This window comes from Anaerotignum lactatifermentans (assembly GCF_016902535.1).
In the GTDB taxonomy this organism is placed as follows: Bacteria; Bacillota; Clostridia; order Lachnospirales; family Anaerotignaceae; genus Anaerotignum; species Anaerotignum lactatifermentans_A.
Map to the genome: position 1 here is coordinate 188,340 of NZ_JACSNY010000003.1, position 19,488 is coordinate 207,827.

Here is a 19,488-nt window from a genome sequence, read left to right on the forward strand (position 1 = left end):
AATAACTTCAATTAAAATTGAATTGCCGGAATCCTGTTTGTTGCAAGGATTCCGGCAATATTTTTTGGGGGGACGCTTTTGGAGAGGGGGTATCTTTTTGCTGAACGTGGGGCAGTTTTGGCAGAAAAGAGGAATGGAAAGGCTTTTTTTTGTATACAAAGACGAAAATAGCCGGGAAAGGCGAAAAATCAAGGGTTTGGGCGGAAAAAAGACTTGACTTTTTATTTTTAGGGTGATAAAATTTTCTAGTGTCTGCGGTCCGGGCTTTTCTAAGCGGGCCTGTGACCCGGCATCAAAGAAGAAAAAATGCAAGAGCAGAAAGTATGATTCTATAAGGAGGTGCATTTTAATGCCAACATTTAATCAGTTAGTAAGAAAAGGCAGACAGACTGTTGAGAAAAAATCCACAGCACCCGCTTTGCAGAAAGGTCTGAACTCTCTGCAGAAGAAAGCAACGGATGTTTCTTCTCCTCAGAAACGTGGTGTATGCACAGCAGTAAAGACATCTACACCTAAGAAGCCTAACTCCGCTTTGAGAAAGATCGCCAGAGTTCGTCTTTCCAACGGGATCGAAGTTACAGCTTATATCCCCGGTGAAGGCCACAACCTGCAGGAACACTCCGTTGTTCTGATCAGAGGCGGTAGAGTAAAAGACCTTCCTGGTGTACGTTACCACATCATCAGAGGTACTCTGGATACAGCCGGCGTAGCAAACAGAATGCAGGCTCGTTCCAAATACGGCGCAAAACGCCCCAAAGCAGCAAAGAAGTAATAAAAATTGAAACATTTAGAAATGCCTTATACCAATCAATACAATCTGCGATTGCTTAGAGGACGGATAGAAGTTGAGAGATAAGGCATGAAAACACAAGCATACAGGCTTGTGAAGTACCGAGAATATCATTATTCATTAAGGAGGGAAGAATCGTGCCAAGAAAAGGACATGTTGCAAAAAGAGAGGTTTTAGCAGACCCTATTTACAACAGCAAGCTGGTGACAAAGCTGATCAACAGCATCATGCTGGATGGTAAGAAAGGTGTAGCTGAAAAAATTGTTTATGGTGCATTCGACAAAGTAGCAGAAAAGACAGGTAAGGAAGCTCTGGAAGCTTTCGAAGAAGCTCTGGGCAATATCATGCCTGTACTGGAAGTAAAGGCTCGTCGTGTGGGCGGTGCTACTTATCAGGTACCTATGGAAATCAGACCGGAAAGAAGACAGACACTGGGTCTGAGATGGCTGACAATCTATGCAAGAAAACGTGGTGAAAAGACCATGGTAGATCGTCTGGCAGCAGAGATCATGGATGCTCTGAACAACGCCGGCGGCGCTTGCAAGAAGAAAGACGAAACACACAAGATGGCAGAAGCAAACAAAGCTTTCTCCCATTTCAAGTGGTAATCAGAGAAAAAATAAAGTATGGATTACGGCAATTCCGGAAAGACTGTTACAAGGTCTTTTCGGGGATTGCCCCATTTTCGTATAAGACAAAGGAGGAGTAAGCGTGGCAAACAGAGCGTTTCCGCTGGCCAGAACCAGAAACATTGGTATCATGGCGCACATCGACGCCGGCAAGACAACACTGACAGAACGTATTCTGTTCTATACAGGACGTAACTATAAGATCGGCGACACCCATGAAGGTACCGCAACCATGGACTGGATGGAACAGGAGCAGGAAAGAGGTATCACAATTACTTCCGCTGCGACTACCTGTCACTGGAATGACAACAGAATCAACATTATCGATACACCCGGTCACGTTGACTTTACAGTAGAGGTTGAACGTTCCCTGCGTGTACTGGACGGCGCTGTCTGCGTATTCTGCGCAAAAGGCGGCGTAGAACCTCAGTCCGAGACCGTATGGCGTCAGGCGGATAACTACAACGTACCCAGAATGGCATTTGTAAACAAAATGGACATCATGGGTGCGGATTTCTACAATGTACTGCAGATGATGGTAGACAGACTGGGCTGCAGCCCTGTTGCTGTAACTCTGCCCATCGGTGCAGAAAGCGATTTCGTTGGTATCATCGACCTGATGAAAATGAAAGCGCTGATCTATGAAGATGATCTGGGCAAGGAAATCGACGAAGAAGATATCCCTGCGGAATATATGGAAAAAGCAGAAGAATACAGAGCAAAAATGATCGAGTCCATCTGTGAAACAGATGAAGAACTGATGGAAAAATTCTTCGGCGAAGAAGAAATCACAGAAGAAGAACTGAAAGCAGCACTGCGTAAAGCTTGCATCAACTGCGAACTGGTTCCTGTATTCTGCGGTTCCGCATACAGAAACAAAGGCGTACAGAAACTGCTGGACGGCGTTATTGAATATATGCCCGCTCCTATCGACATCCCCGCAATCAAAGGGATCGACCCCGAAACAGACGAAGAAGTAGAAAGACATTCTTCCGACGAAGAGCCTTTCTCCGCTCTGGCATTCAAGATCATGAATGACCCCTTCGTTGGGAAGCTGGCATTCTTCCGTGTGTACTCCGGTACACTGGACGCAGGCACATACGTTTATAACTCTACAAAGGGCAAAAAAGAACGTGTTGGCCGTATCCTGCAGATGCACGCAAACCACAGAGAAGAAATCGACAAAGTATACTCCGGCGATATTGCCGCAGCAGTAGGCTTTAAGATTACAACCACAGGTGATACCATTTGTGACGAGGATCACGAAGTAATCCTGGAATCCATGGTATTCCCCGAACCCGTTATCTCCGTTGCTATTGAGCCTAAGACAAAAGCAGGCAGAGATAAAATGGGCATCGCTCTGGCAAAACTGGCAGAGGAAGACCCTACATTCAAGACCTACACAGACGCAGAAACAGGCGATACCATCATCTCCGGTATGGGCGAACTGCATCTGGAAATCATCGTTGACCGTCTGCTGAGAGAATTCAAGGTAGAAGCAAACGTTGGCGCACCTCAGGTAGCTTACAAGGAAACATTCCGTAAGGCTGTTGACGTAGAAGGTAAGTTCGTACGTCAGTCTGGTGGTAAAGGTCAGTATGGTCATTGTAAAGTTAAATTCTTCCCCATCCCTACCGATGCGGAAAACAGCTATGAATTTGTAAACAGCACCGTGGGCGGTTCTATTCCTAAGGAATATATCCCCGCCATCGACAAAGGTATTCAGCAGGCAATGCAGAGCGGTATCCTGGGCGGTTATCCCGTACTGGGCGTTAAGGCAGAAGTTTACGATGGTTCCTACCATGAAGTTGACTCCTCCGAAACAGCGTTCCAGGTAGCTGGTTCCATGGCTTTCAAAGAAGCTATGAGAAAAGGCGATGCTGTACTGCTGGAGCCCATCATGAAAGTAACTGTAACAGTACCCGAAGAATACATGGGCGACGTTATCGGTGACATCAACTCCCGTCGTGGCCGTATCGAAGGTATGGAAGCAAGAAACGGCGTACAGGTAATTCACTCCTTCGTTCCTCTGGCTGAAATGTTCGGTTACTCCACAGACCTGCGTTCCAAATCTCAGGGCCGTGGTAACTACGTAATGGAAGTAGACCACTATGAACCCTGCCCGAAATCCGTACAGGATAAAGTACTGGAAGGCAAGAAATAATTGCAAAAACCGGAATATAATTGTATTTTGGTATTGCAAAAAGGCTTGAAATTTAATATAATTAAGGACGATAGGTACATTTCTGCGAAGATGTATGAATCTATTTGCCTTAGTCAAATTTTAAAGGAGGATATTTAAAAATGGCAAAACAGAAATTTGAAAGAACCAAACCTCATATGAATATTGGTACTATCGGTCACGTTGACCATGGTAAAACAACTCTGACAGCAGCTATCACAAAGACTCTGCATGAAAGATACCAGATCGGTGAAGCAGTTGCTTTCGAAAACATCGACAAGGCTCCCGAAGAAAGAGAACGTGGTATCACAATCTCCACAGCTCACGTTGAATATGAAACACCCGTAAGACACTACGCACACGTTGACTGCCCCGGACACGCTGACTATGTTAAAAACATGATCACAGGTGCTGCTCAGATGGACGGCGCTATCCTGGTAGTAGCTGCAACAGACGGCCCTATGGCTCAGACAAGAGAACACATCCTGCTGTCCCGTCAGGTAGGCGTACCTTACATTGTTGTATTCATGAACAAATGCGACATGGTTGAAGACGAAGAACTGCTGGATCTGGTAGAAATGGAAATCAGAGAACTGCTGAGCGAGTATGAATTCCCCGGTGATGATATTCCCATCATCAGAGGTTCCGCATTCCAGGCTCTGCAGGATCCCATGGGCCCTTGGGGCGACAAGATCGTTGAGCTGTTCGAAGCAATCGAATCTTATATCCCCGAACCCGAACGTGACACAGACAAACCTTTCCTGATGCCTGTCGAAGACGTATTCTCCATCACAGGCCGTGGTACTGTTGCAACTGGTAGAGTTGAAAGAGGTACAGTTAAGGTTCAGGATGAAGTTGAAATCGTTGGTCTGAGCGACGAAATCAGAAAAGTAGTTGTAACTGGCGTAGAAATGTTCAGAAAACTGCTGGATCAGGCTGAAGCTGGTGACAACATCGGTGTTCTGCTGCGTGGCGTACAGAGAAACGAAATCGAAAGAGGTCAGGTTCTGGCTAAACCCGGTTCCATCACACCTCACACAAAATTCAAAGCACAGGTTTACGTACTGAGCAAAGAAGAAGGTGGCCGTCATACACCTTTCTTCAACAACTACAGACCTCAGTTCTACTTCAGAACAACTGACGTTACAGGCGTTATCTCTCTGCCCGAAGGTGTTGAAATGTGCATGCCTGGCGACAACGTTGAAATGACAATCGAACTGATCACACACGTAGCTATGGACCAGGGTCTGCGTTTCGCTATCCGTGAAGGCGGCAGAACTGTTGGTGCAGGTTCCGTAGTAGAAATCATCGAGTAATTTCGGCCTTTGTTTTTACAAAAGCACGCAAAAGGATAAGATCCTAAAAGGATCTTATCCTTTTTTTATTTTTACGAAAAAAGAGCCAGAGGCGAAGAAAAATGACTTTGTCAGGAGTGTATAAAAACAGAGGCTAAAAACCCAAAGGAATTTGTGCGAAAGGAAAGAAAAATGGGGAATAAACAGACGAAGGACGGTGAAAGGAGAAAATGGCAGAAGGAAAAACAATGTTTTGTACGGATTTTTGTACAGATGGAGCAGAAAAACCAGCGGAATGGAAAAAACGAATCCCAAGATTTATTCATTATTCACAAAAGTTGTATGACAACAGGAGGGCCGTAAAGGGGCGGGGATATTGACAGAGAAAAGACAATAGTGTAAAGTAGTACCAGAACAAAAGGACAGGGACACACAGAAAAACAAAGAAGTGTGTTATTTTTTCGGCAGTATAGTTCGCATACAAAATATTGTAAAAGGCGGCGGTCCGGCGGAAAGAGGCTTTTGGCGCGGGGAAGGAATTCCCAGAGGGCGAAAAGCGGCAGACCAAGGGGCGCGCGGCAGAGAGGGCGAAGAACATGGCTGGCGGAAAAGGATGTTTTTTTGTTGGTTTTTCTATGGTGACTGTCAAGAGTTTATCGGGCGGTATTACCATAAATGCTTACCGTTTTTTATCTAATATTTAGAGACCAAATGAGTTGACAATTTTTAGACAAAAATGGTATAGTTCTTTTAGAAGCGCAGCTTGCTTTTTTCTTGCTATGCAATAAAAACAGCAGGAGCGGTTCGGGACGGCAGCGTCGGAAGTAGGTCGTTTTAATAAAACAACTGGTGGCCTGATCGGTTGTTTTAAATTTTTAAAAAATAGGAGGAATATTAAATGGATTTCAAATTGACAAAAACTCAGATGCTTCAGCAAGAGTTGTTCAGAAAATTTGCTGAAACAGAAATTAAACCCATCGCAAAGGACATGGATGAAGCTGAAGATTATGATCGCGAACTGCTGCAGAAACTGCAGAAGATCGGCGCGTTCGGTATTCCTTATTCCAGAGAATACGGCGGTCAGGGTGCTGACGTTCTGACATACACACTGTGCATGGAAGAAATGTCCAAAGTAGATGCCTCCACAGGTATCACACTGTCCGTACATACTTCTCTTTGCTGCCCTTGCATCAACGAATTTGGTACTGAAGAACAGAAACAGAAATATCTGAGACCCCTGGTAGACGGTTCCAAGATCGGCTGCTTCGGTCTGACAGAGCCCGGTGCTGGTACAGACGCTGCTGGCGTTCGTACAGAAGCTACACTGGACGGCGACTACTATGTACTGAATGGTACAAAGATGTTCACAACAAACTCCGGTTTCGCTGATATCTTCATCGTATTCGCACTGACAGACAAATCCAAAGGCCCTAAAGGCATGTCCGCTTTCATCGTTGAAAGAGAATATGAAGGCCTGACAGTTGGTCCCAACATCGAACGTATGGGTATCAGAGCTGCTTCCAACTGTGAAGTTATCTATGAAAACGTAAGAGTTCCCAAGGAAAACCTGCTGGGCAAAGAAGGCCAGGGCTACAAGATCGCTATGACAGCTCTGGGCGGCGGCCGTATCGGTATCGGTGCTCAGTCCGTAGGTATCGCTCAGGGCGCTATCGACGAAACACTGAAATATGTTAAAGAAAGAAAACAGGGCGGCAAACCCATCGGCAAATACCAGAACACACAGTTCAAGCTTGCTGAATGCCAGACAAAGGTAGACGCTGCTAGACTGATGGTATGGAGAGCTGCTACTGAAAAAGACAACCATGGCAACTATGCTCCTTATGCTGCTATGTGCAAGTACTTCGCATCTGACGTAGCAAACGAAGTTACAAGACAGTGCGTACAGCTGTTTGGTGGTTACGGTTACTGCCGTGAATACCCCGTTGAAAGAGCTATGCGTGACGCTAAGATCACAGAGATCTACGAAGGCACAAACGAAGCTATGAAGATGATCATCTCCGGCTCCATGAAAGTTTGATCCGGTAGACTATCTTAAAAGTAGATGACGAAGCCAAATAAATAAAATTTTGGAAGGAGAACTATAATGAAAATCGTTGTATGTATTAAACAAGTACCAGATACAGTTGAAGTTAAAATTGATCCTAAGACCGGCACACTGATCCGTGACGGCGTTCCCTCTATTATCAACCACGACGACAAAACAGGTATCGAAGCTGCTCTGACACTGAGAGAACAGCTGGGCGGCACAGTAACAGTAGTATCCATGGGTCCCCCTCAGGCAGACGTTGCTCTGAGAGAAGCTCTGGCTATGGGCTGTGACGAAGCTATTCTGGTAAGCGGCAGAGAATTCGGTGGTTCCGACACATATGCTACATCCGGCATTTTGGCAGCTGCTCTGAAGAAAATCGGTTATGACCTGATTATCACAGGCCGTCAGGCAATCGATGGTGACACAGCACAGGTTGGTCCTCAGATCGCTGAAAAGCTGCACGTTCCTCAGGTTTCTTATGTAGAAGAAGTTAAGGAAGCTACAGAAGACTACGTTGTAGTTAAGAGACAGTTTGAAGATGGTTACCACATCATCAAAATCAAAACACCTTGCCTGCTGACAGCTATTGCTGAGCTGGCAACACCCAGATACATGACAGTTAGAGGTATCGTAGAAGCTTATGAAAAAGAAATCAAGATTCTGGGCTTTGAAGATCTGAAAGATGGCCTTGAACTGGATATGATCGGCTTGAAGGGTTCCCCTACAAACGTATATCAGTCCTTCACAAAAGAAGTTAAGGGTGCTGGTACAATCCTGAAAGATCTGTCCGCAGACGAAGCTGTTAAAGCAATCGTTGCGAAACTGGAAGAAAAATTCATCATCTGATGAAAGCTTGTGTATCTGCTTTATTCGGGAAGCAGAGAGAAAGACACGCAGTCTTTTTCTGAAACAAGAGAAAATTAGACGAAATTTGAAATATAAGGAGGAAACCCTACAATGAGTAAAGGTATTTATGTAGTAGTTGAACAAAGAAGCGGTAAGGTTCAGAACGTAGGTCTGGAACTGATCGGCGAAGCTACAAGACTGAAAGCAGACCTGAAAGACGATGTATACGCAGTTCTGCTGGGCAGCGACATCGAAGGCGAAGTAGACAAACTGTATCACTATGGTGCAGATAAGGTTATCCTGGTAGATCATCCTTACCTGAAAGAGTATGTAACAGAACCCTACACAAAGGCTGTTACAGAAATCATCAAAGCTTATGATCCTGAAATCATGCTGTTCGGCGCTTCTTCCATCGGCCGTGACGTTGCACCTCGTGTAGCAAGCCGTGTAAGAACAGGTCTGGTTGCTGATACAACAGGTCTGAGAATGGCAAAAACACAGGAAGAATATGACAAAGAAGCTTCCATGGGCTGCGCAGACCCTACAAGAGCTCTGCTGATGACTCGTCCCGCATTCGGCGGTAACATCATGGCTACACTGATGTGCCCCAGAACAAAACCTCAGATGGCTACTGTTCGTCCCGGCGTTATGAAGAGAATCGAAAAGGACGAAACAAGAAAAGGCGAACTGATTAAATTCGACGTAAACTTCACAGAAGCAGACATGAACGTAGAAATTCTGGAAGTTGTAAAATCCGATAAGAAATCCGTAGACCTGACAGAAGCAAAACTGATCGTATCCGGTGGTCGTGGTATCGGCGGTCCTCAGGGCTTCGACATGATCAGAGACGTTGCAGACGCACTGGGCGCTGAAGTTGGTTCCTCCAGAGCATGTGTAGACGCTGGCTGGATCGAAAAAGATCGTCAGGTAGGTCAGACAGGTAAGACAGTACGTCCCGACCTGTACATGGCTTGCGGTATTTCCGGCGCTATTCAGCACGTTGCTGGTATGGAAGGTTCCGAACTGGTTATCTCCATCAACAAGAACGACACAGCTCCTATTTTCGAAGTATCTGACCTGGGTATCGTAGGTGACGTAAAACAGATCCTGCCTAAACTGGCTGAAGCTATCAGAAAATACAAAGCTACAAAAGCTACAAACTAATTTCTGCATAAGAAAGAGCAAAAAGGGCTTCCCGCAAGGGAAGCTCTTTTTTTGGTGCGTGAAAGACAAGGTTTATGAGAGTATGATGAGGAAAGCCGGCGAAAATAGACTTTGCTGGGGAAGTATGCTATAATAGTCGAAATGACGAAATTTGTCAAAAACTTCCGGTTTTAGAGCAGATGGAAGAGAAACGATGGAAGGTGAGAATATGATTGAGAAAGAAATGCAGTTTCGATTCAAAGATATTTTTGAAATGGAGCATCCGGAGATTATTTTAAAAAGAGCACAGCCTTTTATAGAGTTAATGATGGAATATCAGTGTGCGCTGATGGAAGTGGAGACAAAGCTGAATGTCCTGAACGAGGAATTTGCGTCGAAATACAAAAGAAACCCCTTTGAGTCCATCAAGTCCAGAATCAAAGAGCCTTTGAGCATCATCAATAAGATGAAGCGCAAGGGATTTGAGATGTCTGTGGAAAGCATGGAAAAGAACTTATTTGATATTGCGGGGATTCGGGTAATCTGTTCCTTTTGTGATGATATTTACACTATTGCGGAGCTTTTGACCCGTCAGGACGACATTATTCTGGTGGAGACAAAGGACTATATCAAGAATCCCAAGGCCAATGGATACAGAAGTCTGCATCTGATTCTGGATATTCCCATTTTCCTTTCTACGGGGAAAAAGCACATGAAGGTAGAAGTACAGTTTCGGACCATTGCCATGGATTTTTGGGCAAGTCTGGAGCACAAGCTGAAATACAAAAAGGATATCGAACATTCGGAAGAAATCGCGGAGGAATTAAAGGATTGTGCGGATGTGATCGCCACTATGGACTGCAAGATGCAGGAGATCAGGAATAAGATAGAGGGGAATTTATGAAAAATGAAGAAAAAGAACATTTAATGATACTGGAAAGAAGCCGAAGCGGCGTGCATCGCGCCATTTTTGGCCGTGCAACGGTGATTGCGTTGCTGGTAGCCATTCAGGCGGTATTCATGATTATGATATTTGATGTATTCAGCAAGAATGTACCCTATGTGTTTGGGGGACACATGGTATTTGCGCTGATGATTACATTGGTGATTATCAACCGGCCGGGGAATCCGCAGATGCAGCTGCCATGGGTCATTATTACGCTGATTTCGCCCATTGTGGGTGGTTTGCTCTATTTATTTGTGGAGACACATCCGGGACAGCGTATTTTGGAAAAACGCCTGGAGGCATTATACAAGGAAACGGAAAAATACATCCAGCAGGATGAGGGTGTTTTGGAACGGCTGGAAAAAGAGGATGTAGGAACGGCCAACATGGCCAGATATATCCGCAGGCATGGCAATCACTTTGTATATGAAAATACGGAAGCGGTATTTTTCCCTCTGGGGGAATACAAGTTCCAGGCGATGCTGGAAGAACTGGAAAAAGCGGAACATTATATCTTTCTGGAGTATTTTATTGTGGAAAAAGGGGAAATGTGGAGCAGGATACTGGAAATTCTGAAACGAAAGATAGACGAGGGCGTAGAGGTTCGGATGATGTATGATGGGACCTGTGCCTTCAATTATCTGCCCTATAATTATCCTAAGGAAATGGAGAAAATCGGGATAAAATGCAAGATGTTTTCGCCTATCCGCCCGGTGCTTTCCACCCATTACAATAACAGAGACCACAGAAAAATACTGGTGATTGACGGGAAGGTAGGCTTTACCGGCGGCGTAAATATCGGGGATGAATACATCAACCGGAAAGAGAAATACGGCCACTGGAAGGATACAGCGGTAATGCTGAAAGGAGATGCCGTGGAGGGCTTGACACAGATGTTTTTGCAGATGTGGAACGTCACAGAACGGAAGGAGAACTACGAGCAGTATTTGCCGGGAGTTAAGGAAAAGAAAAGTAAGGATCTGGGGTTTGTACTGCCTTTTGGGGACAGCCCCTTTGATGCGGAACTGATTGGGGAGACGGTTTACCGGGATATCTTGGATCGAGCGGAAAAATATGTGCATATTATGACGCCGTATCTGATTATAGATGATCTGATGGTGGCCTCTTTGACCTACGCGGCGAAACGGGGCGTAGATGTGAAGCTGATTCTGCCTCATATCCCTGACAAGAAGACTCCTTTTGCACTGGCGAGAGGGCATTATCGCCAGCTGTTGAAGGCAGGCGTAAAGATTTATGAATATACGCCGGGCTTTGTTCATGCGAAGATTTTTGTCAGCGATGACAAAAAGGCAGTGGTGGGCACCATCAATCTGGATTACCGTAGTCTGTATCTGCACTTTGAATGTGGCGCTTTCTTCTATCAGGCGCCAGTGGTATATGATGTAGAGGCGGACTATCAAAAGACGCTGGAGCAGTGTGAAGAGATCAAGCTGGGGGATGGGAAAAAATGGCCTCTGTCTCAGCGGATCGTTGGAAAGCTCTTAAAGGTATTGGCACCGCTGATGTAAACGAAGAATCATCAGCATGGCCATAAAAAAATATTGGAATAAAATAGCTGGAATCCAAAGGAGGGTTCCGGCTTTTTTATTTTGGTAGGCGAAGGACGAAGGTTTTTTATGGAGAAAAGGTCGAAAAAATGCGGAGAAAAAGAGGAATGGACCGCCAGCAGTCGACAGATTGCGCGGGAAAGGCGTGGTATCATATGGAAAAACGATTCCGGACAGGCTGAGAATGGGGCAACGCCTGTTGGAAAAGGCAGTGGATACCGCGGCCATAAGACAAGGGAGGAGACAGGATGCAGTATTTTTTCGACGGAGATAATAATTTATACGGCTATGGCACAGAAGAGCGGGAGGACGGCTTTACACTGCCCTCCAAGATCCGGCAGATGGGCGCCATTGAGGATGGGCTGAAAATATATATGGAGGATTATGTATATACCTATTTGTATCAATACGGGAAGAGTGCCGGAGGAACGGAAAAGCTGGCGGCACTGGTGGGACAGCATTTGGTCATAGACGATCAGGAGACGTTGGTAATCTGCGGCGCCATTCAGGGGAAGTCTGCCAAAGAGGAAGGCGGAAGTCTGCGCTTTGGGGATGAAACATGGGAATACATCGGCAGCCAGATGGAAAAATATTTCAAAGGAATGACGTTGGTAGGATGGGTTCATTGTCAGCCGGGGTTCGGTTCTCTGCTGATGGCCAGAGACGAAGAGTTTCATCGGGCATATTTTCAGGAGCGCTGGCAGGTGCTTTTTGTGGTGGACTGCCTGGATAAAATGGACAGCTTTTACATATATCAGAAGGAAAGCGGCGGGTTACAGCAGGCGAAGGGGTATTTTCTGTACTATGAGAAAAACGAGGAAATGCAGGAATATATGCTGGATCATCATGTAGGCAAAAGAAAAGAGGCGGAGACAGCGAAACCAGAGCCGGCCGCGGAGGAAGGAGAGAGAAAGCGGCGGCGGCCAACGCCAGAGGAGCGGATCGATGCGGCACAGGAGATCCGCCGGGTATTGCAGAAAAGAGCGAAGGCGGCGGAGGCGGCACAGAAAAGCCGATATACCATGCTGGCGGCGGTAAGCGGTATGCTTTGTCTGGTGTGTGTATGCATGGGGTTTGGATTCATGAAAGGGCTGGAACGTCTTCAAAGTGTGGAGAACCGGCTGGCGGCGGTGCAGACCTCTTATACAGCGTTGGCAGAGGATATAGAAGGTGTAAAGTCACAGGCGGTGTTTTCCGCCATGGCTCTGGTTACAGAAGACAAAGAGAGCGAAGAAACAAAAAAAGATGAGACAGAGGAAGTACGGACCCATATTGTGGAGGAGGGAGAGACATTAGGGTATATCAGCAGAAAATATTATGGGGACAATTCCGGCGTAGAGCGGATCATGGAGGCCAACGGAATAGAGGATGCCAATAAAATCATCTGCGGACAGGAATTGCGTATTCCCTAATAGAAGAAACCGACATGGTTTTCGCAAAAAAGCGGATAACATACAAAACGGTCATAGGGGAAAGTTTCCCGGGAAAACAAAGATCGCTGGAATCCTTGCGGCGCAAGGAATTCCAGCGATTTTCTTTTGCGTAGGGCTGCTTTTTCAATGTTTTTTATGGGAAATCAGACACGGAATTTGACATGGAGGACTTTGCCGATAATACGCAGGCGGGAGGATTCCTCCGGCGTAAACAGCAAAGGGGCGTATTTGGGGTTTTCCGCCTGAAGAATAATCAAATCGTTTTTTTTCAGGACGCGTTTTAAGGTAGCGTTTTCGCCGTCCACCATGACGACAGCGATATCCCCATTTTCTACATCTTCCTGTTTACGGACGAAGACCAGATCCCCGGGACAGATGCGGGCGTTCACCATACTATCGCCCTCCACACGCAGATAAAAGCAGGTATAGCCCGGCGGAATCTCACTGGCGTCCACAGTTTCATATTCCTCAATGTCCTCCAGAGCCAAGGTGGGCAGGCCCGCATGGACGGCACCCAGAACAGGGACCCGCACAGAGGGGGACGTTGGATGAATCCCGGCGGGAAGATAGCCGCAGGCGGACATCAGTTCTTCATAAGAAACCTGGGGTCCGGCGATGGCCTTCAGCAGATCGGGAGAAGGCGGGCGGTCCAGACGCAGATTCAGATATTTGGAAAGATACGTACGGTTGAACCCGGTACGTTCGGCAAATTCGGTGGTGGTAGCCCCATTGAGCAGTTTTTCCAGCTGCTGGCGAAAAAGATATTTCTGGAACATGAGGCGGCCTCCTTTCTATAAAAAGATAGCGGGATTTTTCTTGAGTATACCAGAAGATAGGAAAAGGGGCAACAGAATGTGAATTAAGTTGACAAACAGAAAATAAAATGGTATATTATGAGAACAAATGTTCGCATAATGTGACGGAGAAAAAGTATAGAACGAATACAAATCTATTGAGTGTGAAAAAAATTAACAAATGGAGGGGAAGTATGGGAGGAAAAATGCATGCGTTTTTGGAGAAGGAGGCGGCCAGCCCCAAGGGGCAGATGAAACGGAAGCTGCTGCATTGGGGCGGCGCCATGGAGATCTGTGCCAGAAAACAGGAGGAGATCCGGCGGCTGCTGCGGCTGCGGGAGGATTGCGCCGCATGGGAGGAGGAAGAAGGAAAGGTTTTAGGAGAGCGGTATGAAAATGAGACCAAAAGATTGCAGGAGGAGATCGAGCGGGTCCTTGCGGAAAAGGCGGATATGGACCGGCAGGTGGACAGGCTGCCGCCGGAGGAACAGCAGATGGTATACCTGCGGTATGTGAAGGGATACGGATACGATTATATTGCCATGAAAAAACATATGAGCCGGGCTACCTGTTTTCGGGTTTTGGATCGAGCGCTGGAATTTTTGCTGGAGGAAGAAGGTTGAGACTCTTTGAGACTTTTTTTCTGCTAGGATAGGGGCTGTAAAAGAAAGGAGGGAGAAGATGGGAAGCAAAAAGCAGCTGACACAACTTCAGAAAAAATACTGCGAAAGCGCGGCCCGGGGCAGGAATCCCACAGAGGCGGCCAGAGAGGCGGGATATCAAAATCCGGCCAGAGCAGTAATAGCGCTGGAGAAGAATGAGCGCGTCCAGAGGGAAATCCTGCGGCAGAAGGAAGCGGCGAAAAAAGAAGCGGCACAGGAGGAAGAACCGGAGGTGGCGGATCAGGGGGAGATTCTGGAATTTCTGACACAGACCATGCGGGGAGATGAGGAACCCCGTATCCGCATGAAAGCGGCAGAGCTTTTGGGAAAGATGAAGGATACGGGAGAAAAGGAGGAACGCGTGGTGATTGTGGATGATGTGAAATGACACAGGAAAAGGCCATCCGGCTTTCTTCTGTCATAGGGCCCGGATTTTACGGGGTACACCGAAGTTTGATGCGGCAGGAATACACGCATTACTGGCTGAAAGGCGGCCGGGGCAGCGGAAAGTCCTCCTATATTTCCATTGAGATCATACTGGGGATCATGGCGGACCCGCAGGCCAATGCTGTGGTACTGCGAAAGGTGGCGGCGAATCTGAAGGACAGCGTGTTTGCCCAGCTTCTTTGGGCTGTACAGACCCTGGGCGTGGCGGAGGAATGGGAAAGCAAGGTTTCGCCTATGGAGATGATTTACAAAAAGACCGGACAGAAAATCATTTTCAAGGGGGCCGATCAGCCCAGAAAGATCAAGTCGGCGAAATTCCGCAGAGGATACGCCAAATACATCTGGTACGAGGAAGTGGACGAATTTTTAGGAATGGGGGAGATTCGGACCATCAATCAAAGCCTGATGCGGGGCGGCGAGAAATTTGCCGTGTTTTATTCCTATAATCCGCCCAAAAGTTTAAACAACTGGGTAAATCAGGAATCTTTGGCAGAACGGGAGGACAAGTTGCTCCATCACAGTACTTATCTGGAGATGCCGAGAGAATGGCTGGGAGAGCCTTTTTTTCTGGAAGCGGAATACATGAAAGGACACAACGAAACGGCCTACCGGCACGAATATCTGGGAGAGGCGGTAGGAAGCGGCGGCGAGGTATTTCACAATCTGGTCTTTCGGCGGATCACAGAGGAGGAAATCGCGGCATTTGACCATGTGGCCAGAGGGCTGGACTGGGGCTATGCCGCGGACCCTCTGCATTATACGGTGAACCATTACGACAGCACCAGACGGCGGCTCTATCTGTTTTACGAGATACACAAAACGGGGATGAGTAACCGGCTGCTGGCGGAGGAGATCCAAAAAGAAGGGCCGGGGCGGCAGCCAGTGGTCTGCGACAGCGCGGAACCGAAGTCTGTGGCAGAACTGCGGGACTACGGCATCATGGCGGTACCGGCGAAAAAAGGGCCGGACAGTGTGGCCTACGGCATGAAATGGCTGCAGGATCTGGAGGAGATCGTCATTGACCCGGCGAGATGTCCCTATACGGCAAAGGAATTTGGCGGATACGCACTGGAAAGTGACGGCATGGGCGGATGGAAAGCCAGATACCCGGACCGGGACAACCATTCCATCGACGCGGTACGTTACAGCCGGGAAGAGGATATGCGCCGGATCAGAATACGGTAGGAAAGAAGGAGGAAAAGATGTATCTATCGGAAATGGAACTGCTGAAGGCAAGGCTTTCGGCAATGGGCAGGCTCAGCGAAAGCCGGATTTTAGAGGAGATCCTGCTTTCCGACCAGTCCAGCGAGGAGAAAAAGAAGATGCGGGAGGGGGAGCGGTATTTCCGCTGCGCACACGATATTTTGCGGGAGGATTTTCGGAAGAAGCCCGTTTCGGAATCGCCGGAGGGAGAAGGCGAGGTGCTGCGGAATTTCTACAATCCCAACCGCAGCAACCATCACTGCGTCAATCCCTTTCACCATACGCTGGTGGTGCAGAAGGCTGCTTATCTGGTGGGGCGGGAGCCTACCATTACGGTAAAGGGCGGACAGAAAGGATTTGCGGAGGAACTGGAAAGATTCTGCGACGAGGAAATGAACCGTACCCTGTATCAGTGGGTGGTGGGAGCCGCCAACAAAGGCGTGGAGTATCTGCATGTTTACTATGATGAGGAAGGAGAACTGCGCTACTGCATTGTGCCGGCAGAGGAAATGATCGTTTTTTATGACGAGGTTCATCAGAAGGAGATGGTGGAGGCCATCCGCTACTATGACATTACGGTGCTGGAGGACGGAAAGGAACGTCTTCGACGGAAAGTGGAATGGTGGACAAAGGAGGACGTGACCTATTACACGGAAAACGACAAGGGGGTGTTTCTGCGGGAGCGGAATCTGCCCCACTGGCAGGTGAGCCGGACCGAGGACGAAGAGGAAACCGTCTGTGTGGCCCACAGCTGGGGAAGAGTGCCTTTTGTGCCGCTATACAACAACAGCCGGCAGATGACGGATCTGGAACTGGTAAAAGGGCTCATTGACGCCTATGACTATATCAGCAGCGAAGGGACCAACAACCTGCTGGATCTGGTAGACCTGTACTGGGTGATCCAAGGGTACGGCGGGGAAACGGCAGGCGCCATTGCCAAAAAGTTACAGATCAATAAAGCAGTACAGATCAGCGACACCAGCGGCCGGGTGGAGGCCAAGCAGGTGAATCTGCCTGTGGAGGGCAGATTAAGCTGGATGAAAGCACTGCGAAAGGACATTTTTCATTTTGGTATGGGGGTAGACACGGACAGTGAGAACTGGGGAAAGGCCCCCAGCGGCGTGGCACTGCAGTTTCAGTACGCCATGTTTTATCTGAAAATCAATGAGATCGTGCCGGAGATCCGGCGGGCTGTGAAGGAATTCCTGCGGTTCGCGACGGAGGACTGGAACAGAAGAGACCAGGGACAGCGGGATTGGAGAGATATTCAGGTACTGTTAAACACCAGCGGCATTACCGACGATCTGGAAACAGTGCAGATGATCCGGGAGTCGGAAGGATTGGTCAGCGAAAAGACACTGCTGGGCAGACATCCCTTTGTGGAGGATGTGAACAGGGAGATGCTCCAGCTGGAGGAAGAGAGAAAGGAGAAAGGATATGACAGAGGAAATGTGGATGGAAATGGGCGTATCGGCAGAGGTGGCGGAAAAAATCAGAGGCCGGATGGCGGAAATGGAGGAAAGATGCCGTCTGCTGGAGGAAAAAAACGAACTGCTGACGGCGCAAAAGGAAGAAGCGGCCCAGGAACTGCTGGACGTGAAAAAAACAGCGGCGGCACAAAAGGCAGTGCTGGAGGCCGGCGGCAGAAACGCCAAGGCAGTGCTGGCGCTGATGGAGCTGGACGAAATGGAATTTGACGAGAAAACAGGGCTGGCAGGCATTGACAAAGCGCTGGCACAGGTGAAGGCAGAGGCGCCTTATCTGTTCGTGGAACGAAAGGAAAAGACAGTGGGCACCGGCTTTGCCGCCAGCCAGCAGAAAAAGAAGGAAAGCGAGATCGCCAGACAGTTCAAAAGCGGACTGAGAAGATAAGGAGGAGAGAGCATGAGTTTGAATACAATGGAATACGCGGCAGTGTTTATGCAGGAGCTGGACAGTCAGATGGTGGAAAATTCTACCTCCGGCTGGATGGAGGCCAACGCGGGACAGGTGCAGTACAGCGGCGGCGCGGAGGTGAAAATCCCTAAAATGCAGATGAGCGGTCTGGGGAATTATGACAGAGAAAACGGTTTTGTAAAAGGCGGCGTGACAGTGGCCTATGAGACAAGAAAGCTGACCCAGGACAGAGGCAGAGCCTTCCAGGTAGACGCTATGGATGTGGATGAGACCAATTTTGCCGCTGTGGCAGGCAATGTCATGGGAGAGTTTCAGAGAACAAAGGTGATTCCGGAAATTGACGCCTACCGTTACAGCGCCATTGCGGCAGCGGCGGCGAAGGCAGGCAAGCAGAAGGAATATACTCCTGCGGTAGATACCATCTGGCAGACACTGCTGGGAGATATTACACAAATTCGTGATGTGGTAGGCGACGGCGCGGAAATCGTCATTACCATGTCCGCCAAAACAGCGGGGATGCTGGATCAGGCCAAGGGGGACAGCCAGCTGATCCAGAGCGGCGAATTTGTACAGGGCGGCGTGCATCTGAAGGTTAAGGAGATCGACCAGTGCCCTGTGATCCGTGTGCCCTCCGCCAGACTGAAAACGAAATACGATTTTAACGACGGCGTCAGCGAAAGCCAGGAGGACGGCGGCTTTGCGCCTGCGGCAGACGCCAAGGACATCAACTGGATCATTGCCGTGCGTCACGCGCCCATTGCCGTATCCAAAACAGATGTGACCAGAATTTTTGACCCTATGACCAACCAGAGTGCTAATGCATGGAAGATTGATTACAGAAAGTATCATGATCTTTGGATCACCGACAACGGTATGGAAGGGATTCTGGTCAGTGTAAACAATGCGTAAGGCGGCGAGGCGGACATGAAGGAAAATATCATGGAACAGCTGCGAAAGCTGCGGGCGGAGGCGGCGGAAGAGGCCGCCCTTGCCTTCGCGGCCCAAAGAAGTGTGGATATGGTGCAGGCATACTGCAATAGAAAAGAGATACCAACGGAACTGGAATCGGTCTGTACCGCACTGGCGCTGGCGATCTATGACGGCGCGGAAGGGCTGAAATCCATCAAGGAAGGAAATGTTTCGGTGGAGTTTTACGAGAAAAAAGAGGGAGAACTGCTCCTTGCGTTTCGGGAAGAACTGGATCGGTTCCGGAAAGCGGGCTGGTAGAAAGGAGATGGGGACATGGCAACCTGGCAGGCGGCGAAAAAAGCCGTAGAAAGAAGATTTTGCGACAGATGCAGTGTGACGGAATACCATACGGAAACGACAGCCTGGGGAGAGGATCGTTTTGTGCTGGAGGAGCCTTATGAGATGGTCTGCCGTCTGGTGGAGGCGGGAGAAGGCACAGAACTGGAAGGGCTGCTGGCTTATGGGCAGAAAGAGGCCATTCTTCTGTATCCGGCGGAGGAATGGATTGGCCCGGGCAGTCAGGTGGAAGTAACGAAAAAAAGTGGACGTGTGGCGGTGTTTTATACGGCGGGGGAAAGCGTGGATTATCAGACCCACAGAGAAGCGGTGCTGACCAGCCGCAGTCCCTTTTAAAG

Annotated in this window: 18 protein-coding genes and 1 pseudogene; 18 read left to right on the top strand and 1 reads right to left on the bottom strand. The window is 48.3% G+C overall.

Features of this window, described 5'->3' with window-relative positions; translation table 11 throughout:
- The first annotated feature begins 349 nt into the window (after nt 1-349).
- The 10 genes from rpsL to H9X84_RS03775 all read left to right on the top strand — a co-directional run bounded on the left by rpsL (nt 350) and on the right by H9X84_RS03775 (nt 12,861).
- On the top strand, nt 350-772 hold the full coding sequence (rpsL, locus tag H9X84_RS03730; RefSeq protein WP_205132986.1) for a 30S ribosomal protein S12: 423 nt from the start codon (nt 350-352) through the stop codon (nt 770-772).
- 155 nt (nt 773-927) lie between these two features.
- The gene (gene rpsG, locus H9X84_RS03735; protein WP_205132987.1) at nt 928-1,398 is read left to right on the top strand and encodes a 30S ribosomal protein S7; all 471 of its coding nucleotides are present in this window, start codon (nt 928-930) and stop codon (nt 1,396-1,398) included.
- Between the two features lie 103 nt (nt 1,399-1,501).
- Nucleotides 1,502-3,583: an elongation factor G gene (fusA, locus tag H9X84_RS03740; RefSeq protein ID WP_205132988.1), complete on the top strand. Its 2,082-nt coding sequence runs from the start codon at nt 1,502-1,504 to the stop codon at nt 3,581-3,583.
- A gap of 140 nt (nt 3,584-3,723) precedes the next feature.
- Complete coding sequence (gene tuf / locus H9X84_RS03745; RefSeq protein ID WP_205132989.1) at nt 3,724-4,917, top strand: elongation factor Tu; 1,194 nt, start codon at nt 3,724-3,726, stop codon at nt 4,915-4,917.
- A gap of 877 nt (nt 4,918-5,794) precedes the next feature.
- Nucleotides 5,795-6,934, top strand: a complete 1,140-nt coding sequence (locus H9X84_RS03750; protein WP_205132990.1) for an acyl-CoA dehydrogenase family protein — start codon at nt 5,795-5,797, stop codon at nt 6,932-6,934.
- A gap of 66 nt (nt 6,935-7,000) precedes the next feature.
- Nucleotides 7,001-7,792 (top strand): electron transfer flavoprotein subunit beta/FixA family protein, encoded by a 792-nt coding sequence (locus H9X84_RS03755; protein WP_205132991.1) that lies wholly within the window; start codon nt 7,001-7,003, stop codon nt 7,790-7,792.
- A gap of 111 nt (nt 7,793-7,903) precedes the next feature.
- A complete protein-coding gene (locus tag H9X84_RS03760) occupies nt 7,904-8,956 on the top strand; it encodes an electron transfer flavoprotein subunit alpha/FixB family protein (RefSeq protein WP_205132992.1) in 1,053 nt (350 codons plus the stop codon).
- A gap of 253 nt (nt 8,957-9,209) precedes the next feature.
- Entirely contained in the window at nt 9,210-9,839 is a 630-nt protein-coding gene (locus H9X84_RS03765) for a GTP pyrophosphokinase (protein WP_420314288.1), read from the top strand.
- The gene (gene cls, locus H9X84_RS03770; protein WP_243423510.1) at nt 9,836-11,410 is read left to right on the top strand and encodes a cardiolipin synthase; all 1,575 of its coding nucleotides are present in this window, start codon (nt 9,836-9,838) and stop codon (nt 11,408-11,410) included. The genes H9X84_RS03765 and cls overlap by 4 nt, the downstream gene beginning before the upstream one ends.
- Before the next feature lie 287 nt (nt 11,411-11,697).
- Nucleotides 11,698-12,861 carry a LysM peptidoglycan-binding domain-containing protein gene (locus H9X84_RS03775; protein WP_205132994.1) on the top strand — a complete coding sequence of 388 codons (1,164 nt, stop codon included), beginning with the start codon at nt 11,698-11,700 and terminating at the stop codon, nt 12,859-12,861.
- 164 nt (nt 12,862-13,025) lie between these two features.
- Here the strand turns inward: H9X84_RS03775 and lexA are convergent, their stop codons facing one another.
- Nucleotides 13,026-13,658 (bottom strand): transcriptional repressor LexA, encoded by a 633-nt coding sequence (lexA, locus tag H9X84_RS03780; protein WP_205132995.1) that lies wholly within the window; start codon nt 13,656-13,658, stop codon nt 13,026-13,028.
- 212 nt (nt 13,659-13,870) lie between these two features.
- Between lexA and H9X84_RS03785 the strand changes: the two genes are divergently transcribed.
- The 8 genes and pseudogenes from H9X84_RS03785 (at nt 13,871) to H9X84_RS03820 (ending at nt 19,486) form a co-directional block, all read left to right on the top strand.
- Nucleotides 13,871-14,299, top strand: coding sequence for a sigma factor-like helix-turn-helix DNA-binding protein (locus H9X84_RS03785; protein WP_205132996.1), 429 nt, complete (start codon nt 13,871-13,873; stop codon nt 14,297-14,299).
- 58 nt (nt 14,300-14,357) lie between these two features.
- On the top strand, nt 14,358-14,726 hold the full coding sequence (locus H9X84_RS03790) for a hypothetical protein (protein WP_205132997.1): 369 nt from the start codon (nt 14,358-14,360) through the stop codon (nt 14,724-14,726).
- Nucleotides 14,723-15,970, top strand: a complete 1,248-nt coding sequence (locus H9X84_RS03795) for a PBSX family phage terminase large subunit (RefSeq protein WP_205132998.1) — start codon at nt 14,723-14,725, stop codon at nt 15,968-15,970. The genes H9X84_RS03790 and H9X84_RS03795 overlap by 4 nt, the downstream gene beginning before the upstream one ends.
- A 62-nt stretch (nt 15,971-16,032) precedes the next feature.
- A pseudogene (locus H9X84_RS03800) lies at nt 16,033-17,409 on the top strand (phage portal protein); the annotation flags it as partial.
- Between the two features lie 91 nt (nt 17,410-17,500).
- Nucleotides 17,501-17,860, top strand: a complete 360-nt coding sequence (locus H9X84_RS03805) for a phage scaffolding protein (protein WP_205132999.1) — start codon at nt 17,501-17,503, stop codon at nt 17,858-17,860.
- A 12-nt stretch (nt 17,861-17,872) separates the two neighbouring features.
- The gene (locus H9X84_RS03810) at nt 17,873-18,793 is read left to right on the top strand and encodes a hypothetical protein (protein WP_205133000.1); all 921 of its coding nucleotides are present in this window, start codon (nt 17,873-17,875) and stop codon (nt 18,791-18,793) included.
- Nucleotides 18,794-18,808: 15 nt separating this feature from the next.
- Nucleotides 18,809-19,111 carry a hypothetical protein gene (locus tag H9X84_RS03815; protein WP_205133001.1) on the top strand — a complete coding sequence of 101 codons (303 nt, stop codon included), beginning with the start codon at nt 18,809-18,811 and terminating at the stop codon, nt 19,109-19,111.
- Nucleotides 19,112-19,126: 15 nt separating this feature from the next.
- Nucleotides 19,127-19,486, top strand: coding sequence for a hypothetical protein (locus H9X84_RS03820; protein WP_205133002.1), 360 nt, complete (start codon nt 19,127-19,129; stop codon nt 19,484-19,486).
- The last annotated feature ends 2 nt before the right edge of the window (nt 19,487-19,488 follow it).

Excerpts from the sequence above, each read along its gene's own strand:
- rpsL (WP_205132986.1), top strand. The coding sequence starts at position 350 with ATGCCAACATTTAATCAGTTAGTAAGAAAAGGCAGACAGACTGTTGAG.
- tuf (WP_205132989.1), top strand. The coding sequence starts at position 3,724 with ATGGCAAAACAGAAATTTGAAAGAACCAAACCTCATATGAATATTGGT.
- H9X84_RS03750 (WP_205132990.1), top strand. The coding sequence starts at position 5,795 with ATGGATTTCAAATTGACAAAAACTCAGATGCTTCAGCAAGAGTTGTTC.
- H9X84_RS03755 (WP_205132991.1), top strand. The coding sequence starts at position 7,001 with ATGAAAATCGTTGTATGTATTAAACAAGTACCAGATACAGTTGAAGTT.
- H9X84_RS03760 (WP_205132992.1), top strand. The coding sequence starts at position 7,904 with ATGAGTAAAGGTATTTATGTAGTAGTTGAACAAAGAAGCGGTAAGGTT.
- H9X84_RS03765 (WP_420314288.1), top strand. The coding sequence starts at position 9,210 with ATGGAGCATCCGGAGATTATTTTAAAAAGAGCACAGCCTTTTATAGAG.
- cls (WP_243423510.1), top strand. The coding sequence starts at position 9,836 with ATGAAAAATGAAGAAAAAGAACATTTAATGATACTGGAAAGAAGCCGA.
- H9X84_RS03775 (WP_205132994.1), top strand. The coding sequence starts at position 11,698 with ATGCAGTATTTTTTCGACGGAGATAATAATTTATACGGCTATGGCACA.
- lexA (WP_205132995.1), bottom strand. The coding sequence starts at position 13,658 with ATGTTCCAGAAATATCTTTTTCGCCAGCAGCTGGAAAAACTGCTCAAT.
- H9X84_RS03785 (WP_205132996.1), top strand. The coding sequence starts at position 13,871 with ATGGGAGGAAAAATGCATGCGTTTTTGGAGAAGGAGGCGGCCAGCCCC.
- H9X84_RS03790 (WP_205132997.1), top strand. The coding sequence starts at position 14,358 with ATGGGAAGCAAAAAGCAGCTGACACAACTTCAGAAAAAATACTGCGAA.
- H9X84_RS03795 (WP_205132998.1), top strand. The coding sequence starts at position 14,723 with ATGACACAGGAAAAGGCCATCCGGCTTTCTTCTGTCATAGGGCCCGGA.
- H9X84_RS03805 (WP_205132999.1), top strand. The coding sequence starts at position 17,501 with ATGGAGGAAAGATGCCGTCTGCTGGAGGAAAAAAACGAACTGCTGACG.
- H9X84_RS03810 (WP_205133000.1), top strand. The coding sequence starts at position 17,873 with ATGAGTTTGAATACAATGGAATACGCGGCAGTGTTTATGCAGGAGCTG.
- H9X84_RS03815 (WP_205133001.1), top strand. The coding sequence starts at position 18,809 with ATGAAGGAAAATATCATGGAACAGCTGCGAAAGCTGCGGGCGGAGGCG.
- H9X84_RS03820 (WP_205133002.1), top strand. The coding sequence starts at position 19,127 with ATGGCAACCTGGCAGGCGGCGAAAAAAGCCGTAGAAAGAAGATTTTGC.